Origin of the sequence: Nonomuraea rosea (assembly GCF_039539705.1) — a bacterium.
Taxonomy (GTDB): Bacteria; Actinomycetota; Actinomycetes; order Streptosporangiales; family Streptosporangiaceae; genus Nonomuraea; species Nonomuraea rosea.
On record NZ_BAABDQ010000021.1, the window covers coordinates 63,311 to 78,581 of the forward strand.

Below are 15,271 nucleotides of genomic sequence, written 5' to 3' on the forward strand. Positions count from 1 at the left end.
TTCAGGCCCCCACGCACGTCGCCGGTCATGCCGGGGCGGCCAGCATGACCCCGACACCCCGGACGGTGTGCAGGTAGCGGGGCTGCGCGGCGCTCTCGCCGAGCTTGCGGCGCAGCCACGACAGGTGGACGTCGATCGTCTGGTCGTCCCCGTACGCCAGCCGCCACACCTCGGTCAGCAGCTCCTGGCGGCCGACCACCCGGCCGGCCCTGGCGGCCAGGTAGGCGAGCAGGTCGAACTCGCGCCTGGTCAGCGAGAGCGGCCCGCCGTCGAGCTGGGCCGCGCGCCGGCCGACGTCCACCACCAGGCCGCCCACCTGGAGCGTCTCCGGCGCGGACGCGGATCTGGCCCGGCGCAGCACGGCGTCGAGGCGGGCGCTGAGATGGTCGCCCGAGAACGGCTTGACGAGGTAGTCGTCGGCGCCCGCCCGCAGCAGCCGGACGATCTCGCTCTCGTCGTCGCGCGCGGTGGCCACGATGACCGGCACGTCGGAGATGCCGCGCACCATCCGCAGGGCCTCGGAGCCGTCCAGGTCGGGCAGGCCCAGGTCGAGGACGACGGCGTCCGGCGGGCGCTGCGAGATCTCCCTGAGCGCGTCCAGCGCGCAGCCGGCGCTGCGCACGGCGTGCCCGCGCGCGCTCAGCTCGTGGATGATCGCCGACCTGACGAATTCGTCGTCTTCGACTACGAGAACCATCGCCATGCGCACCAACCGTACATAATGCGTCTCATGCGTCGAGCCTTTCGATATGTCGCGATCTGGTGCGGAGCCACCGTGGTCGCCGTGTCGGTCTCGTGGTTCGGCGTGCGGGGGGTGCTGCGCAGTGAGTTCGTGGACGATGTGGACGTCGAGCCGTTTCTCGCCCAGACGATCGCGGCCGACCCGGGTCCGCTGATTATCGCCACTCCGACCCCCTCGCCCCGCCGTACTACGAAAAAACCGGAAAAACCGAAAAGTACGGAACGCCAGGAAAGTCCGACCCCGGCCCCGACGCCGACCGTGACCCCCACCCCGTCCGCGCGGACACCCGTGAAGGTGATCACGGTGAAGGGCGGCGAGGTGGCGTTCACGCTCGGCCCCGAAGGCTGCCGCCTCGTGTCGGCCACCCCGGTCAGCGGCTACACCGCCAAGGTCGCCCGCGCCGACGGCTGGATCCGGGTGGACCTGGCCAAGGGCGGGCACGGCACCGGCGTGTTCTGCATCAGCCACGAACGGCGCACCGACACCTGGGAGTACTGATGAAGAGCCGCCGCTGGAGCAGATCGAGCGGCACCCGCGACACGCTGCTGCGCGCCGCCCGCGAGGTGTTCCTGGCCAGGGGGTACGCCGAGGCCACGGTCGCCGACATCGTCGAGGCGTCGGGCATCAGCGTCGGCAGCCTCTACCACCACTTCGGCGGCAAGCCGGGCCTGTTCATGGCGTTGTGGGAGCAGTTCATGCGCGGCCAGGAGGAGCGCACCTCCAGGGCGGCCAAGGCCACCGAGGGGACCCAGGAGCGCTTCCTGGCCGGCGCCCGCGCCTACCTGGCGGGCTCGTGGGAGCAGCGCGAGGTGGCCAGGCTGTTCCTGGAGAGCGACGGGCCGATCGAGTTCGCCACGCTGCGCAGGCAGCGCGGCTGGGACTGGATCGGCGGCAACAAGCGCCTGCTCGGCCTGGCCGACACGCGGCAGAGCCATGTGCTGGTGGTCCTGCTCACCACCATGATGGGCGAGGCGGGGCGCGAGGTGGCGGCCTGCGAGTCCGACGAGGACGCCACGGTGACGATCGACGAGACGATCCGCCTGGTGAGACGCATGCTCTCTACTGCGGACGGCGTATCCGAGCCCCCTCCCTAGGGCCGATTACGCACCCCGCCCTTGGTGCGACCGTAGAGGGCATGGACGCACTCCGCCGGGCCCTGGGCTGGCTCTCGCTGCTCTACGCGCTGATCTTCGCCGCGTTCGCCTTACCGCACGCCGGGATCGTGTCCTGGCCGGTGCACGAGAGCGTGATCGTCCCGGCCGCGATCGTGGAGACGCTGTGCGTCGCCGCCCTGCTCACCGGCGGGTACGGCGCGCTGGCCGGGCGGCCGTGGGCGTGGGACGGGCTGATCTACACCCACGCGGCCGCGCTGGCGGGAGTGGTGCTGGGCATCCTGTCGCTGGCGTTCGGGGCGGCCGACGCGTCGGCGCTGCTCACCTGGTATCACACCGCGATGGCGATCGTGCTCGCCGCCGGGCTGACGGGAGCCTTCTACGTCTCCAGGGTCCGCAGGTAGCCGGCCGCCTCGGCGATGTGGTCCTCGTCGAACACGCGGATCCCCTCCGACTCCAGCAGCGCCGTCGTGACGCCCTGGCCGGGGACGCGGCCGCCGCTGAACGTGCCGTCGTAGACCGCCAGGACGCCGCACGAGGGGCTGCCCTCCTTCAGCACCGCCAGCCGCACGCCGGCCGACCGCGCGGCGGCCAGCGCCGCCCGCGCCCCCGCGACGAACTCGGCGGTCACGTCCGACCCATCGGTGGCCAGCACGCGGGCCGCACCGGAGAGCACGGCGGCCCCGCCCGCGCCGCCCTCGATCTCGGCGGCCGGGCGGGGGATCGCCAGCCCGCCCGCCACCTCGGGACAGAACGGCACGAGCCGCCCCTCCTCGCGCCACGCGGCGAGCCAGGCGTCCGCGCTGGTCTTGGCGCGGCCGTCGTAACGCACCTTGCGGCCCATCAGGCAGGCGCTGACGAGGATCCGTTCCACGCCTTCGATCCTATGAGCGCGATCGGCAGCAGCGACACGGCCGTCAGCGCGATCACGCACCAGAACGCGTAGGTGTACGGCTGCTCCGCACCTGCCCTGGTGAACACCTGCAGCAGCACGGTGAGCACGGCGACGCCGAACGGCGCGGCGAGCCGTACCGCGATCGTGCTCAGCGTGGTCGCGGCCGGGATGGCGACCGGCTCCAGCGTCTTGAACGCGGCGGCCATCACCGACGCCGACACCAGCCCGTGCCCGAGCCCGAGCACGAAGATCGGCACCGGTCCGCCGAACCCCACGAACGCCGCCACCCCCGTCACGGCCACGACGACGCCGGCCGCCCCCACGCCGCGCGGCCCTCTGCTGTCGGTGAGCTTGCCCGCGACCGGCATGGTGATCGCCGCGCCGACGCCCATGGGCGCCAGCAGCAGGCCGGCGTCCAGCGCGCTCCCGCCCTGCGCGAGCTGGCTGTAGAGCGGCACGAGCACGGTGAAGCCGAACATCGCGGCCGAGTAGCACACCAGCGCGGTCACCGCCGAGGTGAACGTCCGGTTGCCGAACAGCCGCAGATCCAGCAGCGCCGCAGAGCTCCGCAGCGTCCGCACGGCGAATACGGCGACCAGCCCCGCGCCGATCCACAGCGCGGGATGCAGGAGCGAGGCGCCGTTGCCCACCTCCGACAGCCCGTAGACGATCCCGGCCAGGCCGGGGGACAGCAGCGCCAGGCCGATCACGTCGAGGCGCTGCGGGCTCGCGCCGGCCGCGCGCGGCAGCAGCAGGAACGCCGCCACCAGCGCCACCGCGCAGAACGGCACGTTGATCAGGAACAGCCACCGCCAGCCCAGGCCCGCCACGATCAGCCCGCCGAGCGGCGGCCCGAGCACCGGCACCAGCATGGCCGGCACCGAGATCATGGCCATCGCGCGGCCCATCCGCTCCTTGCCCGCCGCCTGGGCCAGCATCATCTGGCCGACCGGCAGGAGCAGGCCCCCGCCCAGCCCCTGCACCGCGCGGAAGGCGATCAGGCTGCCGATCGACCAGGCGGCGGCGCTGAGCGCCGAGCCCGCGATGAACAGCACCAGCGCGACGAGCCAGACATTCCGGGTCCCGAACCTGCCCGCCGCCCAGCCGGTGACCGGCACCGTCATCGACAGGGCCAGCAGGTAGCCGGTGACCGCCCACTGCATGGTGGCCGGCGTCGCGCGGAAGTCGCGGGCCAGGGTGCCGAGCGCGACGTTGACGATCGTGGTGTCGAGCATCGTTATGACGACGCCCAGCAGAACGACCAGGGCCGTCGTCCAGAGGGGAGTTCGTACACTGTAGCGCATGTCGTACAGCGTAACACTTTCGTACAGTGTCTAAAATCGGCAGGGTGAGCTCTGTCTGGTCGCGTCCTACGCCGCCGCGCCGCCCCGCACTGACCAGGGAGGCGATCGTGGCCGCCGCCATCGCGATCGCCGACGCCGAAGGACTGGCCGCGGTCTCCATCAGGCGGGTGGCCGCCGAGCTGGACGCGCGGGCGATGACGCTCTACTCCTACATCGAGCGCAAGGAGGACCTGCTGGCGCTGATGCTCGACGAGATCTCCACCGAGGTGCTCGTCGGCGGGCCGCTCCCGGCGGACTGGCGGGCGGCGCTGCTGCTGCTCGCCGGGCGCGAGCGCGAGCTGGTGCGCCGCCACCCCTGGCGGGTGGAGCTGATCTCGCAGCGGGTGGCCGTGGGACCCAACGGGCTGCGGCACGTGGAGCAGAAGCTGGCCGCGTTCGACGGGCTCGGGATCGACCCGCTGACGGCCTGGCGCTATCTCGCCGTGTTCAACGACTACATGACCGGGTTCGTGGTCAGGGAGGCGCTGGAGCGCGGCGCGCCCAGGGAGTCGGGGATCAACGACGCCGAGCGGGCGGCCGTCGCGGAGCCGTACATCAAGGAGCTGGTCGAGAGCGGTGAGTTCCCCAGGCTCGCGCCGATGATCGAGCAGGGCGTGCGGGGCGCGGACGACAACTTCGAGCGCGGGCTCGCCTGGGTGCTGGACGGAATCGAGGGCGACCTGCCCGGGCGATAGCCTTTGTCGCGATGAACACCACCGTCTCCGCGATCGTCATCGCGGGCTCCCTGCTGCTCATGGTGGCGAGCCTGGTCACCGCCTTCCGTGACCGGCCGATGGGTATGGTCCTGCTGGTCGGCTTCGCCGTGCTGGAAGTGGCCGTGCTGGTGCAGGCCGGCTTCGTGATCGCGGCGGTGGCGGGCGGCGCGGGTCCCGCCGACAAGGTCACGCTGTTCGGCTACATCGGCGGCCAGGTGGTGATCCCGCCCGCCGGGGTCTTCCTCGCGCTGGCCGAGCGCAGCAGATGGGGGCCGGCGATCCTGGCGGTCGCCGGGTTCGCGATCGCGGTGATGACGGCGCGGCTGGGGCAGATCTGGTCGGGTGCCGCGTGACCACCTCGATCGGCACCGGGCCCGGGCGCGCCCTGGTCGCCGTCTACGGGCTCTTCTCGCTGGCGGCAGGAGCGCGGGCGGCGGTGCAGATCGCCGGCCGGTTCGGCGAGGCCCCGCTGGCCTATTCGCTGTCGGCCTTCGCGGCGATCGTCTACATCGTGCTCACCGTGGCGCTCCTGCGCGGAGCGCGCCACCTCGCGCTGACCGCGCTCGGCATCGAGCTGGCCGGCGTGCTGCTCATCGGCACCGCGAGCCTCGTCGACCCGGCCGCGTTCCCCGACGAGACGGTCTGGTCGGCGTACGGCAAGGGTTACCTGTTCATCCCGCTGGTGCTGCCCCTGGTGGGCCTCTACTGGCTGTGGCGCAGGCGTTAACGTCCGGCCCGAGCGGGCAGTGTCAGTCCTCATGAGCACGATCGAGCACTCAGAAAACGTCAGGGTCCCCGTCACGGTGGCCTACAACCAATGGACGCAGTTCGAGAGCTTCCCCGAGTTCATGGAGGGCGTGGAGTCGGTCAAGCAGCTCGGCGACACCCGTACGGCCTGGGTGGCGGAGATCGCCGGAATCAGGCGTGAGTTCGAGGCCGAGATCACCGAGCAGCACCCCGACGAGCGCATCGCGTGGCGGACGCTCGACAAGCCGCACCAGGCCGGCGTGGTGACCTTCCACCGCATCGACGAGAACACCACCAGGGTCACGCTCCAGATGGAGTACGACCCCGAGGGGTTCGTCGAGACCGCCGGCGACTGGCTGCAGCTCGTACGCCTGCGGGTCGTCAACGACGTGAAGCGGTTCAAGGCGTTCATCGAGGCGCGCGGCGGCGAGACCGGCGGGTGGCGCGGTGACGTGCCCGGCGGGCACCAGCGCGGCTCCACCTACGACGACAGCGACCGGCCCATGCCGCCCGGCACGGTCGGCAGCCCCGGCGTGCTGCCCGGCGAGGTGCCCGGCGGAACTCCCGGCGGAACGCTCCCGCCGCCCGGACCCGTGCCCCCGCGCGACGAGCCCCCGCAGGGCCCGCGCCCCGTTCTGTGACCAGCCGGTGAGACCGGTCCAAGCCCCCGAATCCCCGAATTCGGGGGCTTTGTCATGGATTGGAATAAATGCGGGTTTCGGTCCTGTTAAGGTGGTGATTCGTCCCATGATTTGATGAGTGGAGGACTTCCCCCGCATGAGCGTGCTCGTCCAAGAGTCCCGAGCCAGGACCGGCCCTCTTGCCTGGTTGCTCGTGCTGGGCATCGTTCTCGCCGCACTGAACCTGCGCACCGCCGTCACCAGCGTCGGCCCGCTGCTCGACCAGCTCTCCGGCGCGCTCGGCATGACGAGCGTGGGCACAGGACTGCTCACCACGCTACCGGTGCTGGCCTTCGCCACCGTCGGCGCGGTCACGCCGACGCTGGCCCGGCGGATCGGCGAGCACCGGCTGCTGCTGCTCGCACTGGTGACGCTGGGCGCGGGCATGCTCATCAGGTCGCTGGTCGGCTCCGCCCCGGTGTTCCTGCTGAGCAGCGCGGTCGCGCTGTCCGGCGGCGCCGTCGGCAACGTGCTCATCCCGACGCTGATCAAGCGTCACTTCCCGGCTCGCACCGGGATCATGACCACCGTCTACACCACGGCCCTGGCGGCGGGCACCATGCTGGCCGCCGCCGCGACCGTGCCGATCGAGCGCGCGTCAGGCGACTGGCACATCGCGCTCGGCGTGTGGGCGGCCCTGGCCGCCGTCGCCGCCATTCCGTGGCTTGCGCTCCTGCGCAGTGAGCCGGAGCGGGACACGGGCGGCCGGGACCTGGGCATCCGCGGCCTGGCGAAGAGCCGGCTGGCCTGGATGATCGCGATCTACTTCGGCACCCAGTCGATGATCGCGTACATCATGTTCGGCTGGCTCGCCACGATCCTCACCGACACGGGGTACAGCACCTCGCAGGCCGGGGTGATCCTGGGGATCTTCACCGCACTGAACATCCCCGTCTCCGTCCTCGTGCCCATGATCGCCTCCCGTTTCCGTGATCAGCGTCCCGTCGTGGCGGGGCTCGTCGTGTTCTACGTGATCGGGTTCGCCGGGCTCTGGGCGGCGCCCGGGTCGCTGGCGCTGGTGTCGGTGGTGTTCGTGTCCGTGGGGATGGGGTCGTTCCCGCTGGCGCTGGTGATGCTGGCGCTGCGCACCCGTACGCCGGAGACGACGGCCGCGCTGTCGGCGTTCGGCCAGAGCGTCGGTTACCTCATCTCCGGTGCGGGCCCGCTGCTGGTCGGCGTGCTGCACCAGACGACGGGCGGGTGGGCGCTGCCGTACACGCTGATCTTCGTGGTGCTCGCCGTGCAGCTGGTCACCGGCCTGTACGCGGGCCGCAACCGCTACCTGGAGGACGAGCGGCCGAAGGCGGCGGCCGAGCCCGCTGAGAGAATCACCGTGTGAGATCCACTGTCGTCACCTTTCCTCAGGGCCTGGTCACAGGCCGTTCCACGATCGTCGGGGCCGTGCCGGTGGGGGACCGGCACGGGCTCGTCGCCGCCGAGACGCCCTTCCACCCCCTCGACCACACCTGGCCCGACCAGCCCGCCGACCGGGGCGCCATCGGGGGCCTGCCGGTCGTCGACTGCGTGACAGGGGCCCAGTCGAACACCGGCGAGGTCTTCATCGGCGAGGCCATCCCCGTGCGGCGCGGCACCGAGGGCTGGGAGTGGCTGGTCGTCCACGTGACGGAGACGCCGCTGCCCGTGGGCGCCGAGGTGGAGCTGGAGGTGGAGCCGGGCTTCCGCGCGGCGCTCTCCGCCGGTCACACGGCCTGCCACCTGGCCGCGCTCGCGCTCAACGCGGCGCTGGCCGTCAGGTGGCGCAAGGAGGCGCCGCTCGACCGGCTCGGCCACCCGGACTTCGATCAGGCGGCGATCGCCTCCTCGCGGATCGAGCCGGGTGGCAGCGTGGACGTCTACCGGCTGGGCAAGTCGCTGCGCAAGAAGGGGTTCTCCGCCGAGGACCTGGATCTCGCGCTGGTCGCCCGGCAGGTGAACGACCGGCTCACGGCGTGGGTGGCCGCCGACGCGCCGGTTCGGGTGGACGTGCCCGGGCCGGGACTGACGGCCCGCCGCACGTGGCACTGTGCGCTTCCGGAGGGGGAGGCGTCCATCCCGTGCGGCGGGACCCACGTGACCGGCACGGCGGAGCTGGGCCGGGCCGAGGTCACGCTCTCGCTGGCCGATTCCGCCCTGACCATGCGCACCACCTGCGGCTGACCGGTGCTCAGGCGGGCGTCAGGTGGGCGATCTTCTCCGGGTTCGCGATGAGGTAGACGGTGTCGATGCGGCCGTCCACGATCAGCAGCGAGACGACCGTGATCACCCGGCCGCCGGCCGAGATGATCATCGCGGGGGCGTTGTTCAGCACCGCCACGCCGAAGGACAGGTCGGAGATGCCGGCCATGCCGATCGAGACCATGAACCGGGCGATGTTGGCGGGGCTGTTGATCGACTGGAGGTAGCGGCTGACGTTCTCGGCGCCGGTGATGATCCGCAGTGCCGCGCGCGCCTTGCCGCCGCCGTCGCTGACCATCGTGACCTCGCCCGCGAACAGCTCGATCAGCTCGTCGAGGTCGCCGCCCGCGGCGGCGTCGATGAAGCGCTCGGTGATCCGCCTGCGCTCGGCGCGGTCCACGTCGAACCGCGGCCGCTTCTCCCGCACGTGCTCGCGGGCCCGCCGGGCGAGCTGCCTGGTCGCCGGCTCGGCCCGCCCGATGATCTCCCCGATCTCGGAGAACGGCATGTCGAACGCCTCCCGCAGCACGAACACGGCCCGCTCCAGCGGCGACAGCGTCTCCAGGACCACGAGCAGCGCCAGCTCCACCGAGTCGGCCAGCTCGGCGTGCTCGGCGACGTCGGGCGCGGTGCTGACCGGCTCGGGCAGCCACGGTCCCACGTACGACTCCCGCCGCGACTTCGCCCACCTCAGCCGGTCGATGGCCAGCCGCGAGGTCACCCTGACCAGGTACGCCTTGGCGTCCTCGACGCTGGTCTCGTCCACGTTCGCCCAGCGCAGCCACGCCTCCTGCACGACGTCCTCGGCGTCGGCGATGCTGCCGAGTATCCGGTAGGCGACTCCGGTCAGCAGGCTGCGGTGCTCCTCAAAGGTCGGCATAAACCTATAGACGTACCACGTGCCGCTCGACGTGACACGCGGGCTCCCGAACTCCGATACACTTGGTGATCGCAAGGGGCTATGGCGCAGTTGGTAGCGCGCCTCCATGGCATGGAGGAGGTCTGGGGTTCGAATCCCCATAGCTCCACTCTCCTTCGCAGCGGCGGTGTCCACAGGACGCCGCCGTTTTCGCTGTCTGGTCGGCTGCCGCCGCCGGTGATTTCATACGGCCATGGGGGCTGACTGGGCGTCGGAGCGGTGCGCGCGGGTGCTGGCCGGGGTGGCGGAGCGGGGTGAGCTCGGCGACACCGATCTGCGTACGGCCATGGCGGAGCTGCGCTCCGGCCACCCGGCGCCGGGTGCGGCGCTGGCGCTGGCCAGGGAGGCGGCCTGCCGGGCCGGGCTCGGGCCCGTCCTGCCCGAGCACCTCGCCGCGGCCGCCGCGCTCTGCTGCGGCTGCGTCGTCGACATGAAGGACGGCCGCGGCCGGTCCATCGCGGCGGCGCTGGCGGCCTGCTGCTACGCCGTGCGGCACGCGGACGTGCACGTGATCACGCGGCTGCCGCCCGAGGCCGCGGAGTTCGGCCGTTTCGCCCCCATGTACGAGCAGCTCGGCCTGCGGGCGGCGCTCCTCACCGACGGGGAGTGGGAGGTGCGCAAGGCGGCCTACACCGCGGACGTCGTCTACAGCGGGACCTACGAGCCGTGCTACGACTACGTGCGGGACAACCTGGCCTGGGACCCGCAGGAATGCGTCCAGCGGGGCCGCCGGGTCGCGATCCTCGACCGGATCGACGACATCCTCCTCCGGCAGGGCCGGGCCCCGGCGGTCATCGGCGACACCGTGGACGAGTCGGCCCGGTGCCGCGAGTTCCAGGAGCAGATCAGGCCGCTGCGGCGGGAGGTGGATTTCGAGGTCTCCGGCAGGCTGGCCCGGCTGACGCCGCGCGGCCTGCGCCGGTTGGGCCTGGACGACGTGCCGGCCCCCTCTTCCCTCGTCCGGCGCCGCATGGCCGAGGCGGCGCTGGCCGCCGCCCACTGCTTCCACCGGGGCGAGCATTACACCGTCCGCGACGGCGTGCTGGCCGGCCAGGTGCCCGAGGGCGTCAGGCAGGCCCTGGAGGCGAAGGAAGGCGTGGCCGTCACCGGCGTGCGGCACACGCTCGGCGAGATCCTGCCCTGGGACTACTACCGGGACTACGACACGCTCGTCGGCCTGTCGCCGACGGCGGCCGTCGCCGCGCCCGCGCTGGACGAGCTGGCCGGAACGGCGGTCGTCGAGGTCAGGAACGGCGCACCGCCCGTCCTGGTGGGATCCAACCAGGCCACGGACGGCACGATGAGCCGCTTCCTCCGCCAGTGGGTCGCGGAGATGCTGGAGTTCACCGACGTACGCCGCCGGCACCGGGAGGCGATGCACGACTACCGCCGGACGTTCCTGACCGGCCGCGACGACGACTTCGCCGGGCGGACGCTCGACTCGGTCGTCAGCGGGTACGTGGCCGCCCGGCACCCCGACGCGCACGGCCTGCACCAGGACCTGAGCGAGCTCTATGCGACGCCGCTGACGGAGGACGACCTGACCGGCGAGAAGGAGCAGGTGCTCGCCCGTGTCCACGCCGACGCGCGGGCGGCGCTGGAGCGCCGGTGGCGCGATCTCGGGGCCGAGTTCGCCGCCGATCTCGCGCGCCGGGTGACGGTCATCGTCATCGACCGGGTCTGGGGGGAGCACCTGATCGCGCTGGACTATCTGTCCTGCCGGCTCACCGAGGACGATCCGCGGGACGTGCGCGCCCGCTACCACCGGCGGGCCGCCGCCCTGTACGACGCCACCGTCCACCAGATCCACGAGCACGCCATGGGCTACCTGTTCAACCTGCACGTGCAGGACCAGTGACCGGCTGGGAGGAACCCGCATAATCGGGATGTCCGTCGCGAAAAGCTCAGGGAGTTCCATCATTGGTGATCATCGGTCAGGAGACCTCTTTCGACGAGTCCGAAGTCTTCGAGCTGTACGACTCGGTCGGCTGGGGACCGTGGACGCGTGACATCGCCCGGGTCTGCCGGGCCCTCGTGAACTCGCACCTCGTCCTCGCCGCCAGGGACGAATCGGGGCGGCTGCTCGGCCTCGCCAGGACCGTGTCGGACGGCGAGATGGTGTGCTACGTCCAGGAACTGCTGGTCGACAAGGGGGTGCAGGGACAGGGCATCGGGCGGCGGCTGCTGGAGGACCTCATGGAGCGGTACGCGCACTGCCGCTACTTCCTGCTGACCACCGATCACGAGTCCACGCGGGAAGGGGCGGCGAACCACGCCTTCTACCGCCGCCTCGGCCTGATCGAGCACCACGAGCAGGAGCTGTCGGCGTTCGGCCGCCGGGTCGAGGGCTCCTGAGCGGCTCACGGGAGGGTGGCGGCCAGGGCCGCGTGTTCCCAGCGGATCTGCTCCCACGCCTGCTCCACGTGCCGCCGCTCGGTCGCCGGGCCCCCGACGGCCATCCGGAGCAGCACCCGCCCGGCGACCTTGGTGTGCGTCATGTACATCGATCCACTGGCGTTGAGCAGCTCCATCAGCCGCATCGTGGCCCGGTCCGCCTCGTCCGCCGGCAGGCCCGGCCAGACGGGGCGGAAGCAGACGAGCCCGAGCGGACGCGGCTCGCGCACCTCGAACCCGGGGTCCGCCGAGATCCACGACGCGAGGTCCTGGGCCAGCCGCACGCCCTCGCGGATGTGCGCGCGCAGCCCCTCCGCCCCGTACCAGCGGATCACCGACCACAGCTTCAGCGCCCTGAACCGCCTGCCGAGCGGCACCTGCCAGTTCCGGTAGTCGACGACGGAGCCGGTCGAGGTGGCGGCGTTCCTGAGGTAGTCGGGCAGGATCGACAGCGCGCCGAGCAGCGGGGCCCGGTCGCCGGTCCAGAGCACGGCGCAGTCGAAGTTCGTCAGCAGCCACTTGTGCGGGTTCGTGGAGTAGGAGTCGGCGTACTCGGCCACCCCGTCGTTCAGCCAGCGCAGCTCGGGGCAGACCGCCGCGACCCCGGCGTAGGCGGCGTCCACGTGCAGCCAGATCCCGCGCTCGCGGCACACCGCGCCGAGCGCGGCCACCGGGTCGACGGCCGTGGTGGAGGTGGTGCCCACGGTGGCGCACACCATGGCGGGCACCGTGCCCGCCGCCGCGTCCTCGTCGAGCAGGGCACGCAGGTGGCCGGGGTCCATGGCCAGCGTGTGCGGGTCGACGTCCACCACGCGTACGCCCGCCGCCCCCAGGCCCGCGATCCGCGCCGCCTTCTCCAGCGACGAATGCGTCTGGGACGAGACGTACATCGTGTACCGCCGGGTGATCCCCTCGGCGGTGACCCGGCCGCTGCCCGCCCGGTGCAGCCCGGCCAGCAGGGCGACCAGGCACGCGCTCGACGCCGAGTCCTGGATGACGCCGCCGCCCGCCGCGTCCGTACGGAAGCGGGCCGGCAGGTCCAGCAGCCCGGCCAGCCAGTCGACGACCACGGTCTCCAGCTCCGTGCACGCCGGGCTGGTGACCCACAGCATCCCCTGCACGCCGAGCCCGCTGGAGAGCAGATCGCCCAGGATGGCCGGGCCGCTGGCGTTCGAGGGGAAGTAGCCGAAGAAGCCCGGGTGCTGCCAGTGCGTGATGCCGGGCAGCAGGATCCGCCCCAGATCGGACAGCACGCTCTCGAACGGCTCGCCCTCCTCGGGCGGCTCCGGCGGCAGGGCGCGCCGGATCTCTCCGGGCTTGACCTGCGACATCACGGGTTGCGACTCGATGCCGGCGAGGTAGTCCGCGATCCAGTCGATGACCTGCCTGCCGTGGCGGCGGAACTCCTCCGGGCTCATGTGAGCACTCATTCGCCCACTCTTTAACCACGCGGAGGCGTTGAAAAGGGGCGGCGGCACAAAGTGGACGGGCCGGAGGCTTTCGCCCCCGGCCCGTTCTATCTCAAGCGGTCATCGACCGCCGAGGGTCTTGCGCCAGTGCAAGCCGCCGGGCAGGTTGACCGACAACGTGCGGCGGCCGTCCGCCGTCTTCGTCACCCGGAACAGCCTGTTGCCCCAGCTATGTCCCACGCCGCCGCGGGACAGGTTCAGCCGGAAGGGGCCGAACTTGATCGACTTTCGGTAGCCCCAGCCCATCGCTTTCCTCCTGTTGAGATCGGCGAGGGCTTTCCGCTACCCATGCGAGGCGCGATATATCGGGTTTAGTAATGTTTGTGGTATCTGCGGGAGCCGAACGTCTTACCTACGTGGAATCCGCCGGGCAGGCGGACGGACAGGTGACGGCGGCCGTCGGGGCTGGTCGTGATGTGAAAGCGCCGGTTGCCGTAGCTGTGGCCGACGCCGTGCCGGGATAGGTTGATCCGGAACGGTCCCACCTTGATGGACTTCCTGTAGTGCCAGCCCACTGCCCCTCCTTCGCCGTCACGTACTCACCCTGACAACGGGCGGGTCGTCCGCGGAGTTCCGCCCGCCGCGCTTCCGAGCGTTTGCGCCAGGGCCTCCAGCGCGTGCGGGTAGGCGCGGGCGGACGGGGCGGCGTACCCGATGAGCAGGCCCTCGGGGCCGCGGCCCGACCAGAGCGGGGAGGCGCCGCGCAGGGCGATGCCGCGACGCTCGCACTCCCGCAGGACGTCGGCCTCCGCGGGGCCGCCGTCCGGGAGCAGGAGGAGGGTGCGCAGCCCGGCGGGCACCCCGGGCAGGGCCACGCCGGGCAGCGGCTGGTCCGGTCCGGGGCCGAGTCGGGCGAGCAGCAGGTCGCGGCGGCGGCGGTAGCGCAGGCGGGCGGCGCGCACGTGGCGGTCGTAGTCGTGGGTCTCGATCAGCCTGGCCAGCACGAGCTGGCCCAGCGCCTCGGTGTGGGCGTCGGCGTACAGCTTGGCCTCGGTGACCGGGCCGAGCAGCGCCTGCGGCAGCGCCATCCAGGCCAGGCGCATGGCGGGGGCGAGCGTGTCGGAGGTGGTGCCGCAGTACACGACGTGCTCGGGCGCGGCGCCCTGGAACGCGCCGACCGGCTGCCGGTCGTAGCGGAACTCCCCGTCGTAGTCGTCCTCGATCACCACGCCGCCCCGGGCCGCCCACTCGCGCAGGGCGCGGCGGCGGGCCGGGTGCAGGGGGACGCCCATGGGGTATTGATGTGCGGGCGTGACGACCGCGGCCGCGACGTCGCCGGTGAGGGTGTCCACCTGCGCGCCGAGCTCGTCCACCGGCAGCGGGACGACCCGGCGTCCGGTGCGGCGGACCACCTCGCGGTAGAAGTCGTGGCCCGGCTCCTCGACGGCCACGGGCCCGCCGATCACGCTCACGAGCAGGTTGAGCGCCTGGGTGAAGCCCGTGGTGACCATGATCTGGTCCGGGGTCGTGAGCACGCCGCGGGTCCTGGCGAGGTAGCCGGTCAGCGCCTCCCGCAGCTCGATCCGGCCGCGCGGGTCGCACCGGCTGAACACCTCGGCGGGCGCGGTCGACAGGACGTGCCGGGTGGCGCGCAGCCAGGCCCGCGCGGGGAAGGCCGACACGTCGGGCTGCCCGGGCCGCAGATCATGCACCAGCCGCCCGGCCGCCCCGCCCCCGGGCCGTGACGCGGGCGGGGGTGGCGAGGGGCGATTGGACGCAGGGGCCGATGGCCTGGCCGGGCGGGTGTCGCGGGCCGGGGCCGGGACGGCGGCCACCTCCGTCGCGGCCCCCGGCCGGGTGGTCAGGTAGCCCTCCTCGGCGAGCTGGTCGTACGCGGCGCTCACCGTGCCACGCGACAGCCGCAGCTCGGCCGCCAGCGAACGGGTCGAGGGCAGCCGGGTTCCGGGCGGGAGCCGGCCGTCCCTGATCGCCCGGCGCAGCGCGTCCTCCAGCGCCCGCCGCCGGCCTCCCGAGGCGGCCAGCTCCAGATGCAGGTCCACGCCCGAACTGGCCCAATGTTTCGTCACAGAACTGGATCTTACGGTTGGTCCGGTTCCTGGCCGTACGGTAGGTGAGCAG

19 protein-coding genes and 1 tRNA gene are annotated in these 15,271 nt (G+C 72.2%); 12 read left to right on the forward strand and 8 right to left on the reverse strand.

The window, feature by feature from the left end:
* Positions 1-25 precede the first annotated feature (25 nt).
* Positions 26-703 (reverse strand): response regulator transcription factor, encoded by a 678-nt coding sequence (locus ABEA43_RS38115; RefSeq protein WP_345569720.1) that lies wholly within the window; start codon positions 701-703, stop codon positions 26-28.
* Between the two features lie 27 nt (positions 704-730).
* Between ABEA43_RS38115 and ABEA43_RS38120 the strand changes: the two genes are divergently transcribed.
* The 3 genes from ABEA43_RS38120 to ABEA43_RS38130 are packed head-to-tail and all read left to right on the forward strand — an operon-like array spanning position 731 to position 2,258.
* On the forward strand, positions 731-1,240 hold the full coding sequence (locus ABEA43_RS38120; protein WP_345569721.1) for a hypothetical protein: 510 nt from the start codon (positions 731-733) through the stop codon (positions 1,238-1,240).
* Entirely contained in the window at positions 1,240-1,836 is a 597-nt protein-coding gene (locus ABEA43_RS38125) for a TetR/AcrR family transcriptional regulator (protein ID WP_345569723.1), read from the forward strand. The genes ABEA43_RS38120 and ABEA43_RS38125 overlap by 1 nt, the downstream gene beginning before the upstream one ends.
* Before the next feature lie 41 nt (positions 1,837-1,877).
* On the forward strand, positions 1,878-2,258 hold the full coding sequence (locus tag ABEA43_RS38130) for a hypothetical protein (RefSeq protein ID WP_345569724.1): 381 nt from the start codon (positions 1,878-1,880) through the stop codon (positions 2,256-2,258).
* On the opposite strand, the gene ABEA43_RS38135 is transcribed toward ABEA43_RS38130, so the two are convergent.
* A complete protein-coding gene (locus ABEA43_RS38135) occupies positions 2,234-2,728 on the reverse strand; it encodes a 2-thiouracil desulfurase family protein (protein WP_345569726.1) in 495 nt (164 codons plus the stop codon). The two genes, ABEA43_RS38130 and ABEA43_RS38135, sit on opposite strands and share 25 nt — an antisense overlap.
* Positions 2,698-4,053: a DHA2 family efflux MFS transporter permease subunit gene (locus ABEA43_RS38140; RefSeq protein ID WP_345569727.1), complete on the reverse strand. Its 1,356-nt coding sequence runs from the start codon at positions 4,051-4,053 to the stop codon at positions 2,698-2,700. The genes ABEA43_RS38135 and ABEA43_RS38140 overlap by 31 nt, the downstream gene beginning before the upstream one ends.
* Before the next feature lie 44 nt (positions 4,054-4,097).
* Here ABEA43_RS38140 and ABEA43_RS38145 point away from each other — a divergent pair, with 44 nt between their 5' ends.
* From ABEA43_RS38145 to ABEA43_RS38170, 6 genes are all read left to right on the forward strand, one after another.
* On the forward strand, positions 4,098-4,787 hold the full coding sequence (locus ABEA43_RS38145; protein ID WP_345569728.1) for a TetR/AcrR family transcriptional regulator: 690 nt from the start codon (positions 4,098-4,100) through the stop codon (positions 4,785-4,787).
* 11 nt (positions 4,788-4,798) lie between these two features.
* Positions 4,799-5,161, forward strand: coding sequence for a hypothetical protein (locus tag ABEA43_RS38150; RefSeq protein ID WP_345569730.1), 363 nt, complete (start codon positions 4,799-4,801; stop codon positions 5,159-5,161).
* On the forward strand, positions 5,158-5,535 hold the full coding sequence (locus ABEA43_RS38155) for a hypothetical protein (protein WP_345569732.1): 378 nt from the start codon (positions 5,158-5,160) through the stop codon (positions 5,533-5,535). Before ABEA43_RS38150 ends, ABEA43_RS38155 begins: the two co-directional genes overlap by 4 nt.
* A 31-nt stretch (positions 5,536-5,566) precedes the next feature.
* Entirely contained in the window at positions 5,567-6,196 is a 630-nt protein-coding gene (locus tag ABEA43_RS38160; RefSeq protein ID WP_345569734.1) for an SRPBCC family protein, read from the forward strand.
* A gap of 118 nt (positions 6,197-6,314) precedes the next feature.
* Entirely contained in the window at positions 6,315-7,574 is a 1,260-nt protein-coding gene (locus ABEA43_RS38165; protein WP_345569736.1) for a CynX/NimT family MFS transporter, read from the forward strand.
* Positions 7,571-8,392 carry an alanyl-tRNA editing protein gene (locus tag ABEA43_RS38170; protein ID WP_345569737.1) on the forward strand — a complete coding sequence of 274 codons (822 nt, stop codon included), beginning with the start codon at positions 7,571-7,573 and terminating at the stop codon, positions 8,390-8,392. Before ABEA43_RS38165 ends, ABEA43_RS38170 begins: the two co-directional genes overlap by 4 nt.
* Before the next feature lie 7 nt (positions 8,393-8,399).
* Here the strand turns inward: ABEA43_RS38170 and sigJ are convergent, their stop codons facing one another.
* On the reverse strand, positions 8,400-9,290 hold the full coding sequence (sigJ, locus tag ABEA43_RS38175) for an RNA polymerase sigma factor SigJ (protein WP_345569739.1): 891 nt from the start codon (positions 9,288-9,290) through the stop codon (positions 8,400-8,402).
* Positions 9,291-9,365: 75 nt separating this feature from the next.
* Here sigJ and ABEA43_RS38180 point away from each other — a divergent pair.
* The 3 genes from ABEA43_RS38180 (at position 9,366) to ABEA43_RS38190 (ending at position 11,684) form a co-directional block, all read left to right on the forward strand.
* Positions 9,366-9,438 (forward strand) — tRNA-Ala (locus ABEA43_RS38180).
* An 84-nt stretch (positions 9,439-9,522) separates the two neighbouring features.
* Entirely contained in the window at positions 9,523-11,187 is a 1,665-nt protein-coding gene (locus ABEA43_RS38185) for a hypothetical protein (RefSeq protein WP_345569740.1), read from the forward strand.
* Between the two features lie 65 nt (positions 11,188-11,252).
* On the forward strand, positions 11,253-11,684 hold the full coding sequence (locus tag ABEA43_RS38190; protein ID WP_345569742.1) for a GNAT family N-acetyltransferase: 432 nt from the start codon (positions 11,253-11,255) through the stop codon (positions 11,682-11,684).
* A gap of 5 nt (positions 11,685-11,689) precedes the next feature.
* Here ABEA43_RS38190 and ABEA43_RS38195 read toward each other — a convergent pair whose 3' ends face one another.
* The 4 genes from ABEA43_RS38195 to pdxR form a co-directional block, all read right to left on the reverse strand.
* Positions 11,690-13,153 (reverse strand): pyridoxal-dependent decarboxylase, encoded by a 1,464-nt coding sequence (locus ABEA43_RS38195; RefSeq protein ID WP_345569744.1) that lies wholly within the window; start codon positions 13,151-13,153, stop codon positions 11,690-11,692.
* 99 nt (positions 13,154-13,252) lie between these two features.
* On the reverse strand, positions 13,253-13,438 hold the full coding sequence (locus ABEA43_RS38200; protein WP_345569745.1) for a DUF4236 domain-containing protein: 186 nt from the start codon (positions 13,436-13,438) through the stop codon (positions 13,253-13,255).
* A 65-nt stretch (positions 13,439-13,503) separates the two neighbouring features.
* Positions 13,504-13,707 carry a DUF4236 domain-containing protein gene (locus ABEA43_RS38205; protein WP_345569747.1) on the reverse strand — a complete coding sequence of 68 codons (204 nt, stop codon included), beginning with the start codon at positions 13,705-13,707 and terminating at the stop codon, positions 13,504-13,506.
* A gap of 24 nt (positions 13,708-13,731) precedes the next feature.
* Complete coding sequence (gene pdxR, locus ABEA43_RS38210; RefSeq protein WP_345569749.1) at positions 13,732-15,219, reverse strand: MocR-like pyridoxine biosynthesis transcription factor PdxR; 1,488 nt, start codon at positions 15,217-15,219, stop codon at positions 13,732-13,734.
* Between the last annotated feature and the right edge of the window lie 52 nt (positions 15,220-15,271).